Annotated in this window: 3 protein-coding genes; 2 read left to right on the forward strand and 1 reads right to left on the reverse strand. The window is 71.8% G+C overall.

The window, feature by feature from the left end; all coding sequences use genetic code 11:
- Both I59_RS06565 and I59_RS06570 read left to right on the forward strand, forming a co-directional pair.
- Positions 1-434: ABC transporter permease (locus tag I59_RS06565; RefSeq protein ID WP_022903184.1), on the forward strand; the 434-nt coding region annotated here is incomplete at its 5' end.
- Positions 431-1,501 (forward strand): ABC transporter ATP-binding protein, encoded by a 1,071-nt coding sequence (locus I59_RS06570; RefSeq protein WP_022903185.1) that lies wholly within the window; start codon positions 431-433, stop codon positions 1,499-1,501. The genes I59_RS06565 and I59_RS06570, both read left to right, overlap by 4 nt.
- Before the next feature lie 104 nt (positions 1,502-1,605).
- Here I59_RS06570 and I59_RS21955 read toward each other — a convergent pair whose 3' ends face one another.
- Complete coding sequence (locus I59_RS21955) at positions 1,606-1,770, reverse strand: hypothetical protein (protein WP_022903186.1); 165 nt, start codon at positions 1,768-1,770, stop codon at positions 1,606-1,608.
- Positions 1,771-1,937: the final 167 nt, after the last annotated feature.

Genomic DNA, 1,937 nt, shown 5'->3' on the forward strand with positions numbered 1-1,937 from the left:
ACCAGGTCGTCGCGCAGCTGCTCGGGTCCGGGTCGGGGACGCTCGCGTTCGCCATCGGGATCGTGTCGCTGCCGTCCGCGTTCCGCCCGGTCGCCGCCGCCATCAGCGCGATGGACATGACCGTCCTGTCCGAGGCGGCGCGCTCCCTCGGCGCCTCGTGGTGGACGGTCACGTGGCGGGTCCTCCTGCCGAACCTGCGCCGGGGCATCACCGCCGCGTGCTTCCTCACCATCACGGTCGTCCTCGGCGAGTACACGCTCGCTTCATTCCTCTCCCGCACGACGTTCCAGACCGCGCTCGTGCTCGTGCAGCAGACCGACCCGTACGTCGCCGCGATCTTCTCCGTCGCCGCGCTCGTGTTCGGCTTCCTGCTGCTCGTCGTCATCGGCCGGGTCGGTGCACGCCGCCGGCGCAGCCCGAAGGAGTCCGCATGACCACCACCGCCCCCGCAGCACCGGCGTCGCTCGCGAGCACCGGCGCCACCGTCGAGCTCGACGCGGTCGAGAAGCACTACGGCGCACACCGAGCCCTCGCCGGACTCTCCCTCTCCGTCCGTCCCGGGGAGTTCCTCTCCCTGCTCGGCCCGTCCGGCTGCGGCAAGACCACGGCACTCCGCGCACTCGCCGGACTCGAGGCCGTCGACGCCGGGACCATCCGCATCGACGGGGAGGACGTCGGCACCGTCCCGGTCAACCGCCGCGACATCGGGATGGTCTTCCAGCAGTACTCGCTGTTCCCGCACATGACGGTGCGGCAGAACGTCGCCTTCGGCCTCGAGATGCGGAAGGTCCCCGCCGCCGCCCGCCGCGAGCGGGTGATCGACGCACTCGACATGGTGCACCTCGCGGACTTCGCCGACCGCTTCCCGCACCAGCTCTCCGGCGGCCAACAGCAGCGTGTGGCACTCGCCCGCGCGCTCGTCACGCGACCCCGCGTGCTCCTGCTCGACGAACCGCTGTCGGCGCTCGACGCGAAGGTGCGCGTCTCGCTCCGCGACGAGATCCGCCGCATCCAGAGCGACCTCGGCATCACCACGGTCTTCGTCACCCACGACCAGGAGGAAGCACTCGCCGTCTCCGACCGGATCGCCGTCATGAACGCCGGGGACATCGAGCAGATCGGGACTCCCGAGGAGCTCTACAGCGCGCCGGTCTCGGCGTTCACGGCCGACTTCGTGGGCCAGTCGAACCGGATGCGCGGCGACCTCCGGGGTGGTGACGTGTTCGTGTACGGCTTCACCGTGCCGGCGCTCGACCGCTCGGCTGCGGACGGCCCGGTCACCGCGTTCGTCCGCCCCGAGGACGTCGCGTTCGCGGTGGAGGGCGTCACCGGCACGGTCGTCTCGTCGAGCTTCCTCGGGTCCGTCCGCCGGACGACGGTGCGACTCGACGACGACACGATCGTCGCGGTGCAGCACGCGGTCGGCGACCGACGTGCCGTCGGCGAGCCGGTCGCGCTCCGCCTGACGGGCGCGCCCGTCGCGGTCGCGCCGCTCGCCTAGCGGGCTCCGCGACCGAGCCGGGTCTCGGCTCCGCACCGACGGACGGGAGGCGCGGTGCGGGCCCGCGCCGTGCCTCCAGACCGGTGGACGGGCGCGTCAGCGCGTCAGCGCTGGAAGCGTGTCGCCACCTCGTCCGAGAGCGCGGCGTCGACCCGGGCACGCATGTCCTCCGACATGGGCGGGAGGGCATCGAGCCGGAACCAGGCAGCCTCGGTGTTCTCGCCGTCGGCCGGGAACGGCGTGCCCGAGACGTACCGGAACGCGAACACGAGGTCGAGGTACTGCGCACGGTCGCCGTTCGGGGTGCTGCCCGAGATCGTGGCGTCGTTCGCGGCCTACGCGTTCTTCAACGACCAGGGCACGCTCAACGAGTTCCTCAAGGTCTTCGGGATCAGCGGGCCGAACTGGCTCTACACGTTCCCGATGCTCTCGGTCA

It is taken from the genome of Curtobacterium sp. B8 (genome assembly GCF_000333315.1).
Taxonomy (GTDB): Bacteria; Actinomycetota; Actinomycetes; order Actinomycetales; family Microbacteriaceae; genus Curtobacterium; species Curtobacterium luteum.

Coding starts and splice junctions, on each gene's coding strand:
- I59_RS06570 (WP_022903185.1), top strand. CDS start 431: ATGACCACCACCGCCCCCGCAGCACCGGCGTCGCTCGCGAGCACCGGC.